Here is a 17,100-nt window from a genome sequence, read left to right on the forward strand (position 1 = left end):
TTACTTCAAGAACCCTTCGTAGTTGCTCTGCATCAATTGTGATTCGATCTGCTGAACTGTTGTCAGGCCGACGCTCACGAGAATCAGGATCGCGGTACCACCGAACGGAAGCGAACCGTGGGTTCCTCCGGACGAGGAAATACCCATGTCGATCAAGATGTTCGGCAACACGGCGATAACACCGAGATAGAGCGAACCGACGAACAGCAGACGATTCATTACATACCCAAGATACTCCGCTGTCGGCCGGCCCGGGCGAACACCAGGAATGAAGCCGCCGTATTTCTTCATGTTGTCCGCCTGCTCGTACGGGTCGTACTGGATGGACACGTAGAAGAAGCTGAAGAAAATGATGAGCGCGAAGTACAGGATGATGTACTGCCAGCTGGCTGGGTTCTGCAGGTACTGGATCACGTCCCGCTGCCACCAGTTGTTCTTCACGTTCGTCTGCGACGAGTTCACGATCTGCGTAATCAGAACCGGCACATAAATCAGTGACGACGCAAAGATGACCGGGATAACACCTGCCTGGTTCACCTTCAACGGCAGGTACGTGGATGTTTCACCATATTGCCGACGCCCGACCATGCGCTTGGCGTACTGCACGGGGATGCGTCGCTGCCCTTGCTCGATGAAGATCACGCCGATGACCAGGATGAGGACACCCACGACGACGAGGGCGAAAGCCAGCCCGCCGGAGCCACGGAGGATGGCGGCACCGTCGGCAGGAAGCCTTGTGGCGATACCGGCGAAAATGAGCAGTGACATGCCGTTGCCGATGCCCTTATCCGTGATGAGTTCACCGAGCCACATAACGAGCACCGCACCGGCCGTCATGACGAGAACCATCATGGTGACGCCGAAGGTGCCGACGTTGGAGTCCAGGACCTGGACGCCTTCACCCAACAGTTGCTGGCGGTCGGCCAGGGCAACGATGCCGGCGGACTGGAGGAGGGCCAACCCTACTGTCAGATAGCGGGTGTATTCGGTCATTTTGGCCTGACCGGACTGGCCTTCCTTCTTCAACTGCTCGAACTTCGGAATCACCACGGTGAGCAACTGAACAATAATCGACGCCGTAATGTACGGCATGATGCCGATGGCGAAGATCGATAGTTGAAGGAGCGCCCCGCCCGAGAACAGGTTGATCATCGAGTATACGGAGCTTTGATCTTGGTTCAGATCATGTAAGCGATCACTAATACTCGAGTAATCGACTCCTGGTGTGGGAATTTGGGAACCGATCCTGTACAAGATGATCATTGTTATGGTGAACAAGATCTTCTTGCGAAGGTCAGGGTCCCGGAATACCGAGAGGAAAGCGGACACATATCCTCCTGAGACAGTAAGGCATAAATTTTTAGGCGCAGGCCAACGACTAACACACTCTAGCAGCACCGGCAGGTGAAGGCCTATCCGTTCGGACTAGGAAAAGGCCTGTTCGAGCGAAAAGGGGCGACCCTTTCACCTACTCAGGTGAAGGCCGCCCTGTTTTTCTATCGGTTCAGGCCTGTCCGGCTGCGTTGACTGTGATTTCCGTTACGACGCCACATGTGGTTTGTCACGAACAGCCACGGGCCGGGGCCCAGCGATGATGGTCGCGTTATTACTTGGTTTCGGTGACGGATCCACCGGCAGCCTCGATCTTCTGCTTGGCAGAAGCCGAGAACTTTGTTGCGGTGATGTTCACCGACGCGGTGATCTCGCCGTCGCCAAGAACCTTGACCGGCTGCTTTGCGCGGACCAGGCCGGCAGAGACGAGGTCGGCGATGGTGACGTTGCCACCGTTTTCGAAATGCTTCTGCAGGTCCGCAACGTTAACCACCTGGTAGGTGACCTTGTTGGGGTTCTTGAAGCCCTTCAACTTAGGCAGACGCATGTGGATTGGCATCTGGCCACCTTCGAACGCAGCAGAGACCTGCTTGCGTGCCTTGGTGCCCTTCGTACCGCGACCAGCGGTCTTACCTTTCGATGCCTCACCGCGGCCGACGCGGGTCTTGGGCTTGTTCGCGCCCTTCGCTGGGCGCAGGTCATGAAGTTTGATGGGTTCGCTCATACTTTCCTACTCCCCCGCCACTTCTTCGACCGTGACCAAGTGGCGAACCACGTTGATCATCCCGCGCACCTGAGGGGTGTCGGGCTGGACGACTGAGTGACGAATGCGCTTGAGGCCGAGGGACCGAAGATTGTCCTTCTGCTTCTTTCTGGTACCGACGGTGCCTTTAACCTGTGTGATTTTCAGTGCCATGAGTTACGCCCCCTGCCCTGCGCGAGCGCGCAGCATACGAGTCGGGGTGACCTCTTCGACAGACTTGCCACGACGGGCGGCGACCTCTTCGGGGCGCACGAGCTGCTTGAGGGCATCCACGGTTGCATGGACAACGTTGATGGCGTTGTCGGAGCCGAGGGACTTCGACAGAACGTCCTGGATTCCCGCGCATTCGAGAACCGGACGGGTGGCGCCACCAGCGATCACACCGGTACCGGGGGCGGCCGGGCGGAGCATCACGATGCCCGCGGCAGCCTCGCCCTGGACCGGGTGGGTGATGGTTCCGGCAATCATGGGCACGCGGAAGAAGTTCTTGCGAGCCTCTTCGGCACCCTTCTGGATTGCGGCGGGAACTTCTTTGGCTTTGCCGTAGCCGACGCCAACCATGCCCTGTCCGTCACCGACGATGACGAGGGCGGTGAAGCTGAAGCGACGACCACCTTTCACAACCTTGGAGACGCGGTTGATGGTGACGACGCGCTCGATGTACTGGTTGCGGTCGTCGTCGCGGCCGCGTCCGCGGCGGTTGTTGCGATCATTGCGGCCGCGGTCGTTGCGGCCCTTGTTGTTGTCGTTCTTGTCGGCGGAGCGTCCGCCGTCACGCCGTTCACGTCCCGGCATTACGCGATCCTTCCGTTGTTGAGTGCGGTGCTATGCGTGGCCATTAGAATTTCAGACCACCTTCACGTGCGGCGTCGGCCAGTGCGGCGACGCGACCGTGGTACTTGTAGCCACCGCGGTCAAACTTGACAGTCTCAATGCCCTTCGCCTTGGCGCGCTCAGCGATCAACTCGCCGACCTTGGCGCCGCGGGCTTTCTTGTCGCCCTCCATGGCGCGGACTTCAGGCTCGATGGACGACGCAGCAGCCAGGGTGTGGCCGATGGTGTCGTCGATAACCTGGACGTGCATGTGCCGTGAGGTCCGGTGCACGACGAGGCGCGGGATCTCAGCGGTGCCACGAAGGTTCTTGCGAATACGGAAGTGGCGAGCCTTACGAGCCACGCGACGGCGAGTGGCAATGTCTTTACCGATAGGGAGACGCTTGTTGTCGTTGCTCATTACTTACCCGTCTTTCCGACCTTGCGGCGGATCTGCTCACCTTCGTAGCGGATACCCTTGCCCTTGTAGGGGTCGTCCTTGCGCAGACGACGGATATTCGCGGCGAGCTGTCCCACCTGCTGTTTGTCGATACCACTGATAGAGAACTTGGTCTGTCCGTCCACGGCGAAGGTGATGCCCTCCGGTGCCTTGATCAGGATCGGGTGGCTGTAGCCGAGGGAGAATTCCAAGTCGCTGCCTTTGGCCAGCACACGGTAGCCAACACCGAAGATTTCCATCTTGATGGTGTAGCCCTCGGTCACGCCGACGACCATGTTGTTGATCAGTGAGCGTGACAGGCCGTGCAAAGAGCGGCTCTTGCGGTGATCGTCCGGACGGGAGACGACGATCTCGTCGCCTTCCTGAGCGATGGTGATGGGCTCCGGAACGTCGATGGCCAGGGTTCCCTTAGGGCCCTTGACCTCAACGTTTTGCCCGTTGATGGTGACGGTGACGTTGGATGGGACCGCCACTGGTGAGTTACCAATACGCGACATGTGTGTTCACTCCTCCCCTACCAGACGTAGGCGAGAACTTCTCCGCCTACGCCCTTCTCAGAAGCCTGACGGTCAGTGAGCAGACCCTGGGACGTGGAAATGATAGCCACGCCCAGGCCACCCAGGACCTGAGGCAGGTTGGTGGACTTTGCATAGACGCGCAGACCAGGGCTGGACACGCGGCGCACACCGGACAGCGAACGCTGGCGGGTGGAGCCGTACTTCAGCTCGATGGTCAGGGTCTTACCGACTTTGGCGTCCTCAACGGTGAAGTCAGCAATGTAGCCTTCTTGCTTCAAGATCTCTGCGATGTGGACCTTGAGGTTCGACGAAGGCATCGAGACAGTGTCGTGGTACGCATTACTTGCGTTGCGCACGCGCGACAGCATGTCGGCGATAGGATCTGTCATGGTCATGGATGTGACCTAGTGCCTTTCTCGCTGCGGTTCCCTTCCACCACGCGTTATCCCCGTTTCGGGCAAGCGACTGATGGGTTACCGCAGAAAATCCCCCGGCAATGTCACTATCTCCTCCCGCGAGCTAGTTGCTCCGCACTGTCGCGCACGTAACTAGCCCATCTAGCTGGGGTTTTGACAGGATTATTGCCGAGGGTTCAGGTGAACCACTCAGGGGCGCCGAACCAGCTCAGTAACTGATCGGCTCGCTGCTTGTCTTCGAGGGACGCTGTGAGGCGGGTGGGCCTACAACAAAGTAGATGTACAAAGACTCAAGCAGTCTAACAACCAGGGTATTTCTTTCAAAATCGCTTGCCGACGGCGGTCAACGCGGTGTTTTCGTCTGCGCGTTGCGCTGTTTTTACGCACCCCAGAAGGGGCTACCTCCCGCGCACGCTCAGAGTTACGATGAGGTCACCAGATCATCAACCGGATAGAAGGAAGAGCCAGGTCATGCCCTTCACACCACATGCTCCATTTGTTCTCAATATTAACGACGAGGCTCCGGCCGCGAAGGAGGGCGATTTCCCCGCCGCACAGCGCTTAGCCACCGCCGACGGGGCGACGATCGTGGCATTCCGCTTCGCACCAGGGCAACGCCTGGATTCGCATCATGCACCGCACCCGATCTCCGTCCAGGTGATCGAAGGGGAGGTCGAGTTCGCCGTCGCCAGGAAGGCGTCTGATCCGTCGGAAGTCGATGACAATGAGTTCACGGCGACCACATTGACGCCGGGGATGGTGCAATATGTTCCGGCGTTCGTGGTCCACCATGTGACGTCGAAGGATGGTGCGATCATGCAGCTCACGCTGCATACCGGCGACCATGAGGGATATCAGGGGCACTCCGGGAAGCCCGAGAAGCTCCCGTTCGAAAAATAGCGCTGGGCCACGCCGGGGAGCGCCACGCGAGGAGCGGCCCCTTATGCGACCTTTCTCCTAGATAGCCTTGTCGAACTGCTCAATCGCCCACGGAATGGTCAGCGGGTTGGGCAAGCTCATCGCCGTTGCGGTGTCCTGAGAAATCTCCCGCATGTTTCCTTCTTTCACAGCTTTAATGTTCTGGAACAGCGGGTTTTTCTTTGCTTCCTCATTACTGCCGGCGTAATCAAGCAGGAAGACGTAGTCGAGTTCGTCGAGCTGAGAGAGGTTCTCAGACGAGAGATACTTATAGAACTGGCCGTTATCTCCCTTATTGAGGTCGTCCGGAATGACGAATCCCAGGTCCTTAATAAACTGTCCGCGGCCATCGCCACTGGTATAGACGGCGAATTGGCCTTGCATGGCAATAACTGTGGCGGCTTTCTTACCTTTTAGATCCGGGTGCGATGACGAAAAATCATCAAATTTCTTCTTAGTGTCGCTGACGAGTTTATCGCCGTCGGATTCCTTGCCTACCGCCTTGGCAATTTCTTTGACCTGAGCGTCCCACGGCACCTGGTAGTCCGCGTACTTATCCGAGTGAACTGTGGTCGGCGCAATATCGTTGAGCCGCTTCTTTTCATCATCTTTCAGGCCGGAGTTCACTGCAATAATTTTCGACGGCTTAGCAGCGGCAATTTTTTCCAGAACGTCGTTGCCGATTTCCTGGGAGGTTGCCGCCATGACGGTGATGTCTTTGCCCTGGACTTTGTAGCTCGCCCAGGGGCCGACGCCGTTGTCTTTCTTCTCATCCATCCCCATCGGGGTCAAGATGAAGGTCGGCGTGATGTTCATCGCCAGGAGCGTGCAGTAGTCACCCCATCCGATAGCGGCGATGCGGTCGTTCTTGCTTGAGTTATCGCTGCTCTTGTCATCATCGTCGTTGCTACATGCGCTGACGACGCCGGCCGTGGTGGCCAATGCAGCAATAGCGAGGGAAGATTTCAAGAAGTTACGACGACTGGTTGGCACGGATACCCCTTTCACTGCGGGATGAGGCGGTCGAAATCCCACGTGGGCCTCATTCACGCATTGTGTTGACCGCATACGTAGGTCTCGTTCAAAGAACACGTATCACTTTAGCTAAGCCTTACAGTGGGAGTCTAGGGATATCCGTCTGTGGTTACACACACTCGTTATTTCATAACCTAGGCATCAGTATGTACGCCGGGCTTATCTTTATATGCCGTACACTTCCGAGCAGACCTAAACGGCGTGTTCGGGGAAAGAACATTATCGACGTGCAACCACTCGCACGACACAGCGTCGGAAGAGACACTCACTGCCATATATCCGTGGTGAATGAAATCTATCCACTTAAACCACGCATTAGTCTTCTGAAGAACGTCGGCAGCGGTGGTAGAAACTTGCCGTGCTGCCTGGTCTAATGCCCGCGATTTCGCGACGGTATCGAAAAGCCCGTTAGCCGTAATAGACGGCGTCACAAACTCCGTGGCAACAACATCTTTCGATGCCCCGGTCCGATACTTTTGAATATCTCGCGGAATATCATTGGCCCACGACGAGTGAATATCTCCCGTCAGGAACACCACGTTTTTCTTAGTGTCAGCGATTAGGTCAATAATCTTTTGCCGTTCGGCCATATAACCATCCCACTGATCCGTATTCAGAGGGATCCCCTGGTCCGGCAGTCCGATTTGGGTGACCAACCAATCGTGTGTGCGCTGGTCAAGACCGTCGGGAAGAGTCATGGGTGCGAACATCACTTCATTGGCAACCATCTGCCACGTGGTCGGTGAGCTGGAGAGCACATTCCCAAACCATTCGAACTGGGTTTGCCCCATCATGGAGCGGCCATCTTTGCCGGCGGCCCGAATAAAATCCGGATCCGTCTTGAGGAACATCTTTTTATTGGTATAAACCAGTTCATAATCGCGGTACGTGCGCAAATCCGGAATGATGAATTCCATCAGGTTTCCGTATTGCAGCTTGCGGTAGAGGTGTGAACCTTGGTTCCCCGCACTCACGCGCACCGGTAGCCATTCAAAATACGCCTGCATCGCGGCAGCTTTGATGGCCTGATAATTGTCATCCGGTTCGGCCGAGCTTCCGGCCGCCCCGTCACGCCAATTGTTGTCGGCAAATTCGTGATCATCCCAAATACAAATGAACGGCTTGGCTGCGTGGCAATCGGCCAGGTCAGGATCTTCGTGGTAGCAGCCCTGGCGGATGCGATAGTCCTGCAAAGTCGTGGTGCGCTCCGCCGGCTGCACCACACGAACTTGCGAATCGTAGGCCCCGTTGTACCCGCCCGTCTCGTATTCGTAGGTGTAATCGCCCAGGTGGAGGACAAATTCGAGGTCGTCCCGCCCAGCAATATCCCGGTAGGAACGGAAGTATCCGGCCTCGTAATTACTGCATGAGACCACACCGAAATTGACCGTCCGCTCGCCGCCGCTACCCAGCGCAGTTCGGGTCCGGCCGACGCGCGAATAGTGCGGTTTCCCGTCGCGCTCGACAGCGAACCGATAGAAGTATTGAGTGTCGGGCTGCAGATCTTTCACATCAACTTTGATCGTGTGATCTTTGCTTGCCGACGAGGTTTCGTAGCCACTCCGAACGATTTTCGTGAAATCCGGCGACGTGGATACCTCCCAGTTGACCCGCGTATCCGCGCCCTTTTCCGACCCCGGGGTGGCCTCAGGCGAGGGCGTCACGCGTGTCCAGATGATCACGCTGTCAGGTTGAGGATCGCCCGACGCGACGGAGTGGCGGAAGAGGTCAGTGTCGACGGAGTCGTTCTGCGGGGCCGCGTTTGATCCCGGCGCGTCACCTGCGTAGGCCCGAGGATACCGCCCGACGAGCGCGCTACCAGCAGCGATGGTTCCGCCAGCCGCTAACGATGAGCGCAAGAAACTGCGACGCGTGTACGAAGGACGTCCGGTCGGCCGCGCGGCTTCGCGGCGAATACCCTCCGCGCTTGTCGATTCGGACGACGTTGCCGCTGGCCGCTGGTTGTTGTTGCGTTCCTTGTTCCTCATAACGATCCTCTCCTCTACCGTGCTTCTGTTTTCGTGCCGTTTTGCCTTCGCGCGGCCATGTCATGAGGTGGTCATCCTCGTCAGCCGCTATCACGCAGATCCTCGCGCGCCCGGTGTCACCCGCGCCTAATTCACATGCACGCTGCCGTCGTCGTTAACGGTCACGTCGGCGTTCATGGCGGCTGCAAGATTGATTCGCTCCCAGGATCCGCGTGACGATTGGTCATCAAGCGGCATCCCGGCGGGACCCGCGGTTTGCTCAATAACTTGGGCGCGCTGCTCATACCTGAGGTTGGGGAAGGCGTTGACCAGGAGATCGGGAGCAGCCTGGGGCACGATCATCGCGGCATTGGGGTCGCTAACCGGCGCGAAGTCGTAGTTCATTCGGTAGGCGTAGTTGCCGAGCGCGTTGTCGTCGTATTCACGGTCCGTGGCAACACAGTTGGCCAGAGTGTCGCCGCACCTCCACTCCAGCTCAGCGCGGATTTCCTGCGCTGCCGCCATGAGGTTGTTCCTCATGCGCGGGTCGTTCCACCGGTCCGCCGCCGCGGCCAGCCCGGTCATCCGGCCACCCATCACGTCGAGCGGATAGTGAACGCCGAGGACCACGCGGTTGTACCCGGCCTCGGATCCGCGGGCGAGCAGCTGATCCGAGAGTTCGGGCAGCATGGCCGCGAGCAGCGTCGTCGTCCATGTTGCTTGGTTCGTGTGCCCAGACGGGAATGCTTTGGAATGCCCGTACAGATCCTCGCCGGGCACCTCGTACTTGTTGATCTGGTCGGGGTGATCGTCATAGGGGCGGGTCTCATTGAAACCAATCTTTTCGACGATGGTACTGCTCGCGAGGCCCCCCGCCCGCGCGGTGATCCCACCGAAGAGCATCACCGTCTTGGGGAGGCGATTCTCGTTGAGGGCCTGCCGGAATTCGTCGCCCAAACGGCCACCGAATGCGTCAGAGAAGAGCTGGAGGACGCCCTCTTTGTCGGCGCGCGCGTCGCTTTGTGCTCGGGAAATCGCGGTCGGGTTCGTCGCGGCGTCGTGATTAATGCGGGTGAGCGTCGCAAGGTTCGTGTCTTGGACCTCGGGGTGGTGGGCTTTGAGGTCCGGGTACGAGCCGACGACATCCGCGTAGATGCCGAACGGGTGTGAGCTGAGGTCAGAGAGGTACCAGTTGTATTCCTCGGGCGGGAACGCCTGGGGCGTGGGAGCCCCCTCGTGCTGAACAGGCGGGTGCAGGTACGGAATGTTGGCGGTGATGTCCGTGGCGGCTGCGGCCCGCGGGGTTGTGGCGGACGGCGCAATTCCGCCGGTGGCGACGGTGGCCCCGAGGACAAGCGAGGCGACGGCGACTCGCGAGAATCGTCGCGAAGTTATTGCGCGTCCGCGTGACGGTTTCTGTCGTGACACTTTCTGCAGCGACGGTTTCTGCAGTGCAGGACGCGATTTCGGGCGGGAGGGGAACAGTTCAGACTGGGGCATCCAGGCGTACCTTTCAAAACGTGTGGTAAGCGCTCGGTGGGCCAATGACGCAGGTCGGGGTCACTGGTAACTGCATCTATGGTGCGGGACCATAGCGACATAGTGTCGACGCTAAGGTGTCGCCCACACGAACACTGTGTGAACTTTGAGTGAACGGGCCCGCCGCCGGGGCCAATTCGTGACCCATTCGTTGCCCAGTCGTGACCCATTCGTGGACACATCACAAGTGCGCAACCAGCACGTAATACGATGGAGTGCGTTGTTGTCGCACAGAAAGGTCACCCTGTAGGTACATCGAGTGAGCACTGATCCGAACTCATCATCCTCGAATCCTTCGCCATCATCGTCCCCTGACCGGGGGCGTTCGTCGTCAGTAGGCAAGGTCGAACGTGTCGACGTCCACTCCGCGGACGCGAACTCCAACGTCCCGAAGAAGAACCAGCTCACCGCTGCCGTTCTGACGTCGCTCGCACTGCTGTCCGCGGCGGGCCCGCTGGGCACGGACATGTACCTGCCCACGTTCATCGACATTGCGAAAGATCTGTCGACGACGGCCTCGTCGGTGCAGCTCACGCTCTCTGCGTTCATGATCGGCCTAGCCGTCGGCCAGTTGTTCGCAGGGCCGATCTCTGACGGCGTGGGGCGGCGTCGGCCTCTGGCGATCGGCTCGTTACTGTTCTTCCTCTTCTCCGCCGGGTGCGCACTCACCCCGTCGATCGGTTTACTGATCGCCTTCCGACTGCTCCAAGGCATCGCGGGCGGGACCACCGTCGTCGTCGCTCGTTCCGTCATTCCCGACGTCGCGCACGGCAGAGCTGCGGCCTCTGCTTTCTCCGCACTGATGGCGATTCAGGGCCTCGCGCCGGCGATTGCCCCGCTGCTGGGTGGTTTTCTCTCTCCGATCATCGGGTGGCGCGGCATTTTCTGGGTGATCGCCGTGTTCAACGTGATCATGGTCGTGGTCTCCCGCTTCGTGGTGCCCGAAAGCCTGCCGGCTGATCGTCGCACTCCGGGCGCCATCCGCAACCTTTTGCCCACGATTTTCCGCTGTTTCGGCCGCCCGGCGTTCATCGGTTACTGCTTCGCCTTCGCGGTCGGGTTCGGCACCTTCTTCTCCTACATCTCGGCCTCACCGTTCGTTCTCCAGGACCAACTGGGCCTACCGACGCACGTCTACTCGATTACCTTCGCTATCAACTCGCTGGCGATCGCGGGGATGTCCGCCCTCAACGGCAAACTCGTGAACCGCTTCGAGGTCCGATCTGTGCTGGTCTTCGGGCTTATTCTCTACGTCGCGACCTCGGTAATTTTGCTTGTCGACGCTCTGCTGGGACCGCGGCTCTGGCCGACGCTGATTTGTCTCTTCGTGATGACGTCGGCGACGGGGTTGCTGCTGGGTAATGCGACTGCGCTGGGTGTTGAAGCTGTGCGTGATATCGGCGCGGGTGCAGGCTCTGGCGCGATGGGCGCTCTGCAGTTCCTCGCAGCCGGGATCGTGTCGCCGCTGGTGGGGATCGGCTCGGACCCGTCGCTGTCCATGGCGTTGTGCATGTTGGTGTGCTCGATCATCGCCATCGTGGGATGTGTCACGCTCACGAGCTCGTCGGATAGGGCATAGCTGGGCAAGGCGGTAGCTGGGCCTACCGTCGCCAAAAATGCTCACGGCACGGTTAGCTTTCCGTGGTTATACTTTTCAATATGCACGTGGGTGGCAGTCGTCTACAAAGTTCGGTCGGCCGAAAAGCCCACGACCTAAAGGTCAACCCGAGAAACCCTCGCGGCCCGAAACCTGCAGGTCAGCCCACACGGTTCACGACACACAAGGCCACAAGCCTTCAGCTGAGCGAGTATTGGAGTACGACACGAGTGCTTTCTTCGACGCGCACACCCCATCGCGCTACCACCGCCGCCACCACAGCTACCACCTCACAAGGAACAGAGCCCACACCGAGCACCACCAGAACCAAACATCCTCGTATGCGTCGGCTCAGCACGTGGGTGGCAGTCACTATGTCCGGCGTCGTTTTCCTGCAGAGTTGCACGATTTCGCATCATGAGGACAAGCAGTCGGAGTCGGAGAAGCAAATAAAAGAGTTCGACAAGCGCAATGCCAAGTATTCCGCGAATGACAATGACGGCTCCGGGCCGAATGATTCCATTCGCTGGGTCGATCACACGAAGACATCTCCCCTCGTCCTCGTAGCTCCGCACGCGACAAACCACCACCGCAAAAGCCGCCCTAAGGTTGCCGATTTATACACCGGCGGCATCACCGAGATGGTGGCCGATAAGCTCAACGCATCCGCGCTCACCACGACGGGCAAAGTGTCGGATTGGCACGACAACTGGAAAACGCGCGAGGACAAGTTCACTCGCGTCCTCAAAGGCCTGCCGGACAACGCCATCGTCGTCGAGCTGCATGGCATGGACGATTCCTCGTCCGAAGAGCCTGTTTCCGTCGGCACGGGTGATCGTCCGTCGCCTATGACAGACGATATTGTCCGTCGTTTATCTGAGACTCTGCACGGGCAGGTGGATATTGATGCCGGGTTTAACGCGCAGGCGTCGTACACGGTGACCGACTTTATGCAGAAGCGGGGGCATTCCGCGATGCAGATTGAGATGAACCACGCGATTCGGGACCCTAAACAGGGCCAAACTCCGTCGACAATTGCCCGATTGTCGACGGCTTTCCGCGAGGCATTAACTGATTTGCCGACGTTGGACACGAAGCCGACGCGTGAACAGGAGGCGCCGGCACCGAATATCGACAAGGTCCGCGAGTCTGAGAAGAAGAAGCCGTCGAGTAAGAAGAATTCGACGAACCTGGAGCCTGAGCCATCGAGCTCGTCGTCGAAGCGGTCGAAATCAAAATCGAAGTCAAAGTCGAAGTCGTCACGACGGTCGTCAACGTCGACGAAGAAGAAGTCGAAGAGTTCGCGCACGTCGGAGCGTGCGAACTCTGATCGGGAGCCTAAGCGACGCTCATCCGACGACAACTAGGGCGGGGCGCTAACGGCTCCTTTACAGGGCCGACGCCCTACGAAGCCGCCCCTCTACAGGAACGCGACGAGGGGCGCGGCCACCAAACTGGTGCCGACCAGCGAAATCCCAATGCCTCCGCCGGTCCGTTTGAACCCGTACTGGATGAGGTCATTGGCAATAATCGCGGGCAGAACGCACAGAACGATGTTCTGCGGCCCGGCAAGCTTCGCACCTTCGATCAGCGAGAATACGTATTCAATCGTGATCGTGACCGCGAAGGACGTGAAGATCAACACCACGAACCGGTCTTTACCGAAGGGCGGCACACGCGCCTCGTACGCGTGGTAGATCAGGTACACGACCGCCACGGACAGGCCGAGGATGAGCAAGTACCAGGTGTTCGCCACGGCCGCCGCCCACAGGAAACCGACGGTCACGTACCCGCCGGTACGCAGTTTAAACGTACGAACGGTTTGTTCCTGAATGATCAGCGCCATCAGCACCGAGGTAGCCGATAGAGCGAACACGAGGGGGAGACGCTCGACGGACGCGTCGAAAAGCTGGTCTGAAATCGAGATGTTCAGCCACTTGACGGTCACGTACGTCAACGTCCACCCGACGGCACCTGCCAGCGGCACCATCCACAGCATGGGCAGGAGGGTCTTCTTGAGCCCTTGCTTGTTCAGGGAGTTCGTGATCATACCGGGGACGATCACGCCGACGAGTGCCAGGCCGTATTGTTCCTTTGTCCTGTAGAACAGGAATTCAGAGAGCCCCAGCCATGCCAGCCCGCAGATCACACCGATGGCCAGGCCGATAGCGAAAATCTGCCGCGGGCGGGGAAGGAAGAGCTTGAGGACGACGAACCTGATGAGCACGAAGGCAAATATGGACACCAGGACCGTGACCAGAGAATTCAATGGCGCATACAAGGATGCGGCCAAATATCCAACGGCCAGCGTTCCACCTATTGATACGCGATACTTGCGGAAGTAAAGATAGCTGACTATCACCCCAATGAGGAAGGTGAGGTGAATGTAGTCGCAGAGGAAACTATATCCCTGAGATTCCAGCAGGTTCACTACGCCATGACCTCTACATGCTCGTCTTCACGTGATACTGCGCCGATTTCGATGTCGATATCAGCGTCTTTGTCGTCAGCCACATCTTTGCCGCGCGCAGCCACGTCCGTGTTGGTCGTCGTCGCAGTCTGTTCAGGTGCGGTCACCTCCACCGAACCTGTCAGCTCTTCCACGGGTGCAAGCGCGTTCTCCGACTTCAGCGTGGAGATGTACTTCTCCATCGACTGAACGTGCTGCGTGTGGATGTTGACCATACCGTACACAGCGACTTCGGTGTCATCGTCGAAGGACTCACGGGCACGCGCCACCAGCGCTTTGCCGTCGGTTTCTTCGATATCGGTGGTGGTCAGGATGTTGCTCGCGGGCACTCCGCCGGCAATCAGCTTTTGATGCATGACGTCTTGGATGTCTCCGTAGAGCACGATCTTGTCGAACTGCCCTTTGAGGGACGTCGACAAACATGGACGCGCGGTCGGTGCGGTCTGCACGATTGTTCATCGCGATGACATGCTTGGTGTCCTCCGGCAGGCGACCGTCGTGAACAGAGCTGTAGACCTTGGTGGTGGATTCCCAGTCGTTGACGGCGAACATGGGTACCCAGTAAAGGGAGTTGTTTTCTTCCTCGAACTTGATGACTTTGGTCGTGCCCGGGTCGGGTTCTGCCTTGAGCATGCCGCGCACAGCAATATCGGTGTCGATATGGAGCTCCTCGGCCAGTGTCAACACAACAGCGACATTCTCCTCGAACTGCTGGTACGCGAACTTGTCGACGAGGCTGCGGGAAAGCTCGCTCTCTTCGGCGACGATCAACCGGGAGCTGCGTGCCTCACAATTCTTCTGGATGACTTTGAGCACACTTTCGTTGCGCTCACCGGTGATCACCAGGCCGTGTTCGGGGACGGTGTTGCACAGCGAGTCTGCGATTTCCTCGACCGTATCGCCCATTTCTTCCTGGTGGTCCAGGCGGACGTTCGTGATCACGGAGATAGGGGAACGCAGAATAACGTTCTGGCACAGGTTCTGGTACTTGGGCTTGACCGCCATGCACTCGACGACGAGGCCGTTGACGGAACCGTCGAGCCACTCTTTCAAGAAGTCGTACTGCTCGTTGATGTTCGCGGGGCCGGTGCGCTGAATGGGGTGTTCGCCCGCTTCCGGGTCGATGACGCACGCGTAGGTACCCGTGGTTTTTGACACGGTGGATACCCCGGCTTCGCGGAGGACACTACCCAACATGCGTGTGATGGTGGATTTACCGCGGATCCCGTTGACGTGGATGTTGTAGTCAAGTTTGGACATGCGCGAGCGGTGCGCATTTTCTTTGCGACGGAACGCGTACATTCCGGCGATCCCAGCCGTTCCTGCAAGCGCGGCAAAGGTAATCATGAAAAAATCACTCCTGGCAGAGCGTGATGAGAGATGAGGGGCATGAATCAGACATAGAAAAAAGGCCCCAGCATGAGAACACCCTGCTGTCTTAGTGGTCTGACAGCACTGACAACTCCCCCACCGCGTACAAAATGGGCACACGTACGCGACGGAATCACGTTGACTTCCCCCGAAAAACTAGAGCCAATCGAGGGGATGTACTCGTTGCTAGAACTCGCAATTCCATTGTCGAAATAACCAATCGTGAAGCTTACAGAGAACTCCAAGGTCTGGCTAGTGGAACTCACACGAAAACAACCCCATAGGGGCTTCATTCTTGCTTTTAGCGGTTGCACCCTATTTCCATCTGCACCCATGTCCGTTTAGCTCCCCCGATCTGCGCCGCGAGCGACGAAGGCGACAACCTTCATCTATGCAGCACAGGTGCCGTTAAGACAATACACACCATATTGTCAGACAACGCTACAATTACCCACTCAATACGCAATCTCGACAGGTTCGTAATATTCAATGTGGTATTTGTCACATCGTCGGCTAATGCGACAGAAGTCGGTGTGGACAGAACCCTGGGGCGCGAAGAACCGACGCACCGAAGAAGGAGCCGGTAGACGGAAAACTGCGGAAAAGCTACACCTGGAGCCCAAAAGTGCGGGCGGATATGCGACCCGAATAAAACTGCGGACACATTTTGTCGTATAACCCTGAATTTCGGGCCATTAACTTCAGGCCATTAAGAAGGCGCGGATGGTTTTAACACCCGCGCCTTCATCTCTCATCACGCCGCTCAAAGTGACCAAGAAAGCTGTGCCCTAGCTTGTGAAGCCCACTTTTCGCGTTGTGACACTTAATTAATCGCAGGATCGCGACAGAGCGTTACACCCTCACTGCTTTTATACCCTATATATCCGAAAAAATTAATAGAGAGGGCGAAATAGGTGACGAGGATTACGCCAGATAATCCGGGAATGACCGCGTTGTACCAATAACCGTCTTGTCATTGTCCCCCTGCAGAGCAGCTTGAACATCCGTCTGCTGAGGCACCTGCGGCTGCTGCTGATCAGAAATCGCGTGCATCAAATCCCCCGGACAGCTGTGCTTTAACCCCAGCAAATGGCCAAACTCATGCGCCATCGTCCCCTGCCGAGCACTCTGCGACATCCCATCGAGGTACGCCGCATTCAGAAGCACCCGGTAGGGCTCATGCCGCGTCCACCCCACCCACTTGGCATCGTCGCGGTGAACATCAAACACCCGCACGGAATTAGTTGTTTTCTTATCAACGACGTCAAACGCGATCTCGCCGCCAGTCGCCTGGGTCCACGAGTCAGCCGCGGCCTGAATCTCGTCGGAGTACCGCTTGCTGTCGTTAAAAATGACGACTTTGCCGTCATGCACAGCCCCGTGGCCTTTTCGGAAGAGCTCCAACTGTGGGAGCGGCTTTCCATTGGCGACGGCATCATGCGCTTCGACGCACTGCGCGGGCGTGTTATCTTGACCGTTCTTGTCGTGTGCCTGCGCGTCTGGTGTTACCCCTAGTGAGAGAATAATCGCTCCAGACGCGATGGCAGACGCGACGACTGCGCCGAGCCGATGCCATTGTCGACGTGGGGGTCGGCGTGGTTGCGTGGTGGGTTGGGATGGTCTTGTCTGAGAGGAAAACTGCATGCGGGCTACTTTCTGTCTCGGTAGTTCACGTGAAGTTCGCTTATTCAGCGGAGTTTTTCTTCCTACACACGTCTGAGTACAAAAATCGCCCCGGTGGGCAGTGTACATGACACAACGCCACCCGAGGTGACTATAAGAAAGCACGCGCGATAACAACGGCTAGTGCGCCACCGTTACCTACGAGTCAGAAACGACGACTTCCACGGCACAGAACCATGGCTTAGATCAACACCAAATTAGGAGAGGTAGACCCTTGT

General features: G+C 58.0%; 17 protein-coding genes. 3 read left to right on the top strand and 14 right to left on the bottom strand.

Annotation, left to right across the window (positions count from 1 at the left end; all coding sequences use genetic code 11):
* From secY to rpsH, 7 genes are all read right to left on the bottom strand, one after another.
* The gene (gene secY, locus CKROP_RS08830; protein ID WP_012732398.1) at nt 1–1,329 is read right to left on the bottom strand and encodes a preprotein translocase subunit SecY; all 1,329 of its coding nucleotides are present in this window, start codon (nt 1,327–1,329) and stop codon (nt 1–3) included.
* A gap of 277 nt (nt 1,330–1,606) precedes the next feature.
* A complete protein-coding gene (rplO, locus tag CKROP_RS08835; RefSeq protein WP_012732399.1) occupies nt 1,607–2,056 on the bottom strand; it encodes a 50S ribosomal protein L15 in 450 nt (149 codons plus the stop codon).
* Between the two features lie 6 nt (nt 2,057–2,062).
* Entirely contained in the window at nt 2,063–2,248 is a 186-nt protein-coding gene (gene rpmD / locus CKROP_RS08840) for a 50S ribosomal protein L30 (protein ID WP_012732400.1), read from the bottom strand.
* A 3-nt stretch (nt 2,249–2,251) separates the two neighbouring features.
* Entirely contained in the window at nt 2,252–2,890 is a 639-nt protein-coding gene (gene rpsE, locus CKROP_RS08845) for a 30S ribosomal protein S5 (protein ID WP_012732401.1), read from the bottom strand.
* Nucleotides 2,891–2,933: 43 nt separating this feature from the next.
* Nucleotides 2,934–3,329, bottom strand: coding sequence for a 50S ribosomal protein L18 (gene rplR, locus CKROP_RS08850; protein WP_012732402.1), 396 nt, complete (start codon nt 3,327–3,329; stop codon nt 2,934–2,936).
* Nucleotides 3,329–3,865: a 50S ribosomal protein L6 gene (gene rplF, locus CKROP_RS08855; RefSeq protein WP_012732403.1), complete on the bottom strand. Its 537-nt coding sequence runs from the start codon at nt 3,863–3,865 to the stop codon at nt 3,329–3,331. Before rplF ends, rplR begins: the two co-directional genes overlap by 1 nt.
* A 17-nt stretch (nt 3,866–3,882) precedes the next feature.
* Complete coding sequence (rpsH, locus tag CKROP_RS08860; RefSeq protein WP_012732404.1) at nt 3,883–4,281, bottom strand: 30S ribosomal protein S8; 399 nt, start codon at nt 4,279–4,281, stop codon at nt 3,883–3,885.
* A 492-nt stretch (nt 4,282–4,773) separates the two neighbouring features.
* On the opposite strand from rpsH, the gene CKROP_RS08865 reads away from it, so the two are divergent.
* Nucleotides 4,774–5,202: a cupin domain-containing protein gene (locus tag CKROP_RS08865; protein ID WP_012732405.1), complete on the top strand. Its 429-nt coding sequence runs from the start codon at nt 4,774–4,776 to the stop codon at nt 5,200–5,202.
* 57 nt (nt 5,203–5,259) lie between these two features.
* On the opposite strand, the gene CKROP_RS08870 is transcribed toward CKROP_RS08865, so the two are convergent.
* From CKROP_RS08870 to CKROP_RS08880, 3 genes are all read right to left on the bottom strand, one after another.
* Nucleotides 5,260–6,213 (bottom strand): ABC transporter substrate-binding protein, encoded by a 954-nt coding sequence (locus CKROP_RS08870; RefSeq protein WP_012732406.1) that lies wholly within the window; start codon nt 6,211–6,213, stop codon nt 5,260–5,262.
* A gap of 176 nt (nt 6,214–6,389) precedes the next feature.
* Entirely contained in the window at nt 6,390–8,243 is a 1,854-nt protein-coding gene (locus CKROP_RS08875) for an alkaline phosphatase D family protein (RefSeq protein ID WP_012732407.1), read from the bottom strand.
* Between the two features lie 126 nt (nt 8,244–8,369).
* A complete protein-coding gene (locus tag CKROP_RS08880) occupies nt 8,370–9,722 on the bottom strand; it encodes an acid phosphatase (RefSeq protein ID WP_012732408.1) in 1,353 nt (450 codons plus the stop codon).
* Between the two features lie 298 nt (nt 9,723–10,020).
* On the opposite strand from CKROP_RS08880, the gene CKROP_RS08885 reads away from it, so the two are divergent.
* Both CKROP_RS08885 and CKROP_RS08890 read left to right on the top strand, forming a co-directional pair.
* On the top strand, nt 10,021–11,340 hold the full coding sequence (locus tag CKROP_RS08885) for a multidrug effflux MFS transporter (protein ID WP_012732409.1): 1,320 nt from the start codon (nt 10,021–10,023) through the stop codon (nt 11,338–11,340).
* Between the two features lie 392 nt (nt 11,341–11,732).
* A complete protein-coding gene (locus CKROP_RS08890; protein ID WP_012732410.1) occupies nt 11,733–12,725 on the top strand; it encodes a hypothetical protein in 993 nt (330 codons plus the stop codon).
* A 53-nt stretch (nt 12,726–12,778) separates the two neighbouring features.
* Here the strand turns inward: CKROP_RS08890 and CKROP_RS08895 are convergent, their stop codons facing one another.
* The 4 genes from CKROP_RS08895 to CKROP_RS08905 all read right to left on the bottom strand — a co-directional run bounded on the left by CKROP_RS08895 (nt 12,779) and on the right by CKROP_RS08905 (nt 16,843).
* Nucleotides 12,779–13,789 (bottom strand): poly-gamma-glutamate biosynthesis protein PgsC/CapC, encoded by a 1,011-nt coding sequence (locus CKROP_RS08895; RefSeq protein ID WP_012732411.1) that lies wholly within the window; start codon nt 13,787–13,789, stop codon nt 12,779–12,781.
* Nucleotides 13,789–14,184 carry a hypothetical protein gene (locus tag CKROP_RS11765; protein ID WP_501161759.1) on the bottom strand — a complete coding sequence of 132 codons (396 nt, stop codon included), beginning with the start codon at nt 14,182–14,184 and terminating at the stop codon, nt 13,789–13,791. Before CKROP_RS11765 ends, CKROP_RS08895 begins: the two co-directional genes overlap by 1 nt.
* On the bottom strand, nt 14,081–15,175 hold the full coding sequence (gene pgsB / locus CKROP_RS08900; protein WP_012732412.1) for a poly-gamma-glutamate synthase PgsB: 1,095 nt from the start codon (nt 15,173–15,175) through the stop codon (nt 14,081–14,083). The genes CKROP_RS11765 and pgsB overlap by 104 nt, the downstream gene beginning before the upstream one ends.
* A gap of 948 nt (nt 15,176–16,123) precedes the next feature.
* On the bottom strand, nt 16,124–16,843 hold the full coding sequence (locus CKROP_RS08905; RefSeq protein ID WP_041628916.1) for a M43 family zinc metalloprotease: 720 nt from the start codon (nt 16,841–16,843) through the stop codon (nt 16,124–16,126).
* Nucleotides 16,844–17,100: the final 257 nt, after the last annotated feature.

It is taken from the genome of Corynebacterium kroppenstedtii DSM 44385, assembly GCF_000023145.1.
In the GTDB taxonomy this organism is placed as follows: Bacteria; Actinomycetota; Actinomycetes; order Mycobacteriales; family Mycobacteriaceae; genus Corynebacterium; species Corynebacterium kroppenstedtii.

What these genes read in the sequence shown, in the direction of transcription:
- rplO (WP_012732399.1), bottom strand. Translation starts at nt 2,056, where the DNA reads ATGAGCGAACCCATCAAACTTCATGACCTGCGCCCAGCGAAGGGCGCG.
- rpmD (WP_012732400.1), bottom strand. Translation starts at nt 2,248, where the DNA reads ATGGCACTGAAAATCACACAGGTTAAAGGCACCGTCGGTACCAGAAAG.
- rpsE (WP_012732401.1), bottom strand. Translation starts at nt 2,890, where the DNA reads ATGCCGGGACGTGAACGGCGTGACGGCGGACGCTCCGCCGACAAGAAC.
- rplR (WP_012732402.1), bottom strand. Translation starts at nt 3,329, where the DNA reads ATGAGCAACGACAACAAGCGTCTCCCTATCGGTAAAGACATTGCCACT.
- rplF (WP_012732403.1), bottom strand. Translation starts at nt 3,865, where the DNA reads ATGTCGCGTATTGGTAACTCACCAGTGGCGGTCCCATCCAACGTCACC.
- rpsH (WP_012732404.1), bottom strand. Translation starts at nt 4,281, where the DNA reads ATGACCATGACAGATCCTATCGCCGACATGCTGTCGCGCGTGCGCAAC.
- CKROP_RS08865 (WP_012732405.1), top strand. Translation starts at nt 4,774, where the DNA reads ATGCCCTTCACACCACATGCTCCATTTGTTCTCAATATTAACGACGAG.
- CKROP_RS08875 (WP_012732407.1), bottom strand. Translation starts at nt 8,243, where the DNA reads ATGAGGAACAAGGAACGCAACAACAACCAGCGGCCAGCGGCAACGTCG.
- CKROP_RS08880 (WP_012732408.1), bottom strand. Translation starts at nt 9,722, where the DNA reads ATGCCCCAGTCTGAACTGTTCCCCTCCCGCCCGAAATCGCGTCCTGCA.
- CKROP_RS08890 (WP_012732410.1), top strand. Translation starts at nt 11,733, where the DNA reads ATGTCCGGCGTCGTTTTCCTGCAGAGTTGCACGATTTCGCATCATGAG.
- CKROP_RS11765 (WP_501161759.1), bottom strand. Translation starts at nt 14,184, where the DNA reads ATGCATCAAAAGCTGATTGCCGGCGGAGTGCCCGCGAGCAACATCCTG.
- pgsB (WP_012732412.1), bottom strand. Translation starts at nt 15,175, where the DNA reads ATGATTACCTTTGCCGCGCTTGCAGGAACGGCTGGGATCGCCGGAATG.
- CKROP_RS08905 (WP_041628916.1), bottom strand. Translation starts at nt 16,843, where the DNA reads ATGCAGTTTTCCTCTCAGACAAGACCATCCCAACCCACCACGCAACCA.